Annotated in this window: 4 protein-coding genes; 1 reads left to right on the forward strand and 3 read right to left on the reverse strand. The window is 35.3% G+C overall.

Annotated features, from left to right (window positions below; translation table 11 throughout):
* Positions 1 to 117 precede the first annotated feature (117 nt).
* Positions 118 to 564, forward strand: coding sequence for a putative phage abortive infection protein (locus tag ACT8YW_RS22835; protein WP_444107241.1), 447 nt, complete (start codon positions 118 to 120; stop codon positions 562 to 564).
* A 114-nt stretch (positions 565 to 678) separates the two neighbouring features.
* Here the strand turns inward: ACT8YW_RS22835 and ACT8YW_RS22840 are convergent, their stop codons facing one another.
* The 3 genes from ACT8YW_RS22840 to ACT8YW_RS22850 are packed head-to-tail and all read right to left on the reverse strand — an operon-like array spanning position 679 to position 2,518.
* Positions 679 to 1,080, reverse strand: coding sequence for an ASCH domain-containing protein (locus tag ACT8YW_RS22840; RefSeq protein WP_004318802.1), 402 nt, complete (start codon positions 1,078 to 1,080; stop codon positions 679 to 681).
* 11 nt (positions 1,081 to 1,091) lie between these two features.
* Positions 1,092 to 2,006 (reverse strand): hypothetical protein, encoded by a 915-nt coding sequence (locus ACT8YW_RS22845; protein ID WP_444107242.1) that lies wholly within the window; start codon positions 2,004 to 2,006, stop codon positions 1,092 to 1,094.
* A gap of 17 nt (positions 2,007 to 2,023) precedes the next feature.
* Entirely contained in the window at positions 2,024 to 2,518 is a 495-nt protein-coding gene (locus ACT8YW_RS22850) for a hypothetical protein (RefSeq protein ID WP_004303171.1), read from the reverse strand.
* Positions 2,519 to 2,583 lie beyond the last annotated feature (65 nt).

Here is a 2,583-nt window from a genome sequence, read left to right on the forward strand (position 1 = left end):
TCGCACTAATTACGCTAATTTTTAACTAATAAATCAAATACTGATTCGCATGTATTATTAAAAAGTAGGGATCCCAAATATTATTACGATACTATATACGAAATAAAAGGCATAATAATGTCAAGCAAAATTCATGAAATGTATCGTATAATTGTTGCATCAATCTGTAATAGGATTTGTATAGAAAAAAGATACCAACAGCTCTATAAGTTCATAAGAAATGTCGGAGATTATTTATATGGGCAATATGGACAATATTTAGGGCAATACCATAGAAACATATATTATCTGTTGGATTCAATCCAAAATTTTAAATACCCCAATGACTATTCTAAAATATTTAGAGCACAATTATCCTCAGATGAGTTAACAGTCATACTATTCAATTCAATGAGCTCGCAATCAACTCTCAAAACAATTTCTTTATTAAAGAAATTTGATATATTCAATAACATTATTGCCCTCGAACTTCCTATATCTGGATATGATACAGAAAAAGAAATCGTAATTCAGACTATTAACTCTCTTTTTCATGAATTTATAGCTGATTCTACAAACAAATGATTATATACCCAATTATTATATTTATTGTAACTGTACAAGAATATAGGGAAAAGAGTGGTTGTATTATTCAACAGTTTTCTCTATACTTCCGCATTCAGAACGTTCAATTTCTACTTATTTGATACCAAGATAATCCCAAAAAGAAAGTCTACCTTTTACATTCTCAATAGGACTTTCAAAAAGTATTGGATTAGCTAATACCCAGTTATAAACTTCTTTTTCAGCCCAGATGGAAGAATGATTCTGTACACAATCCACTATCTCAATGCTACCGATAATGGAGCCTGTACAAAAACTAAAATCTTTCCACTCTTTGTTTTCCGGTAATGCCAATAACTGCTCATTGGTAAGTATTGAATCATAGAAATTATCGTAATTCAAAGGTTTACCGCTTGCATGAATCAGTACCCTCTGCCCTAAATATTTCTTAGGACACGGCCAAGTACGGTTCTCAATGTCTTTAATACCGTGGACTATCAAAGAGGCCCACGGTTGTTTTATTGTTATTGCTTTCATTTTTATTAGTTTTACGCAAATTGCTTTAAATAATAATCGCATCTAAATCCCTTACGAGGCGAAAAGTCTACAAAGTCAAATGACTTAAACAGCCACATTTTATTTGCCCACCTTGCAAGGTCTAACTCATATTGTTTAGGCTTTCTTTTATTCGTGAAATCCCGGTAGGGTTGAACAAACGGAGTAATACCTAAACTCCTCAATGTGTTAAGCCGAAACAAATCCTGCTCAATGGTAGAATTGAAGCCGACCAAGACATAGCAAGTAATCTTATAAGGCTTCACATACTTGATCATTTCTTTCAGCCGATCAGTCAAATCTATTTGAGGTAAATCCCAAGCAATGTGAATATTCTGTTTCATCTTTAGTTTATTCAACCAATACGCCTGTTCTTCGTCCATTATGCGAACATCTACGCCATGTAACTTTATAGGTTGTCTAGTTTTCAAAAGATAGCTTACGGCATTTTTCCATTCCGGGTTCGCAAAAAAGTTGTTGTCTAACACTTCAATCCACTTTCCTTTCGGGTTCAACTCCACCGGCTCAACGGTCTGAATGTATCCCTCTTTCTCACGAACGAGGCAGAACGGGCATTTCCGAATACATCCCCTGCTAAAAAACTGTATGGAAAAAGGATATTGGGGATAAATGGAGTAGTCCATCAACAAACTGTTTTCTACATCATCAGAAAGCCTGCTTGTAATATTATACCCGGTACCACCTTTTTCGATTACATCAGCCTGCAATATCAGATAGTTGAAATCCGGAGTGAAAGTAAACACCTTACTTGCCATCACCTTGTCGTATCTGCTGAAAGGTGTAGCCCATTCTACTTGATCGCCTTTTGCCTTATGATATGCAGAGGCACGCATAAGAGCGAAATTTGGAAAGTAATGACCGTCAACGTCAATTAATCCGATGTTCATTACTTCATTGTTATACGTTAAACCTCTATCTCAAACTGCTCACTTTTTGCCGATGGCATACATTCAAGAATGGAAGAACCTACTGAAACGTAATAAACACCATCTTTTTCAAGTGGAAGCCAATGGAAGTAGCGTCCTGTTTCTTCGTGCATCACTGGAATCCCAAACCTATTAAGAGGCTTACCATCTATACCTCGGAATTTTTTACACCATTTGTCTATAAATTCTCGACCCTCCTTCTTTCGTTTATTGATTTTCCAACACGGATGCTTCTTATCTTCATTATTCAGAACCAATTTTTCAGGAACAAACTCCTTGTTTTCAAAACCTATAAGTGTATAAAACCACTCGGCAGTGAAGCCAAACGCCCAAACATAACCGATGCTATCTGGTCTTGAACCGCAATATTCCTGAATCATATCTTTAGCTTCGTCTTGTTCACGCAAAAGCCGTTCATTCATTTGTTTCAGTAGCTTCTCAAGCGCTGAACCTTGTTTTGCTATTATCTTCATATCTATTTTGTTATTAATGCGAATCAGTATTTGATTTATTAGTTAAAAATTAGCGTAATTAGTGC

The sequence above is a fragment of the Bacteroides sp. genome (genome assembly GCF_052357945.1).
In the GTDB taxonomy this organism is placed as follows: Bacteria; Bacteroidota; Bacteroidia; order Bacteroidales; family Bacteroidaceae; genus Bacteroides.

Excerpts from the sequence above, each read along its gene's own strand:
- ACT8YW_RS22835 (WP_444107241.1), top strand. The coding sequence starts at position 118 with ATGTCAAGCAAAATTCATGAAATGTATCGTATAATTGTTGCATCAATC.
- ACT8YW_RS22840 (WP_004318802.1), bottom strand. The coding sequence starts at position 1,080 with ATGAAAGCAATAACAATAAAACAACCGTGGGCCTCTTTGATAGTCCAC.
- ACT8YW_RS22845 (WP_444107242.1), bottom strand. The coding sequence starts at position 2,006 with ATGAACATCGGATTAATTGACGTTGACGGTCATTACTTTCCAAATTTC.
- ACT8YW_RS22850 (WP_004303171.1), bottom strand. The coding sequence starts at position 2,518 with ATGAAGATAATAGCAAAACAAGGTTCAGCGCTTGAGAAGCTACTGAAA.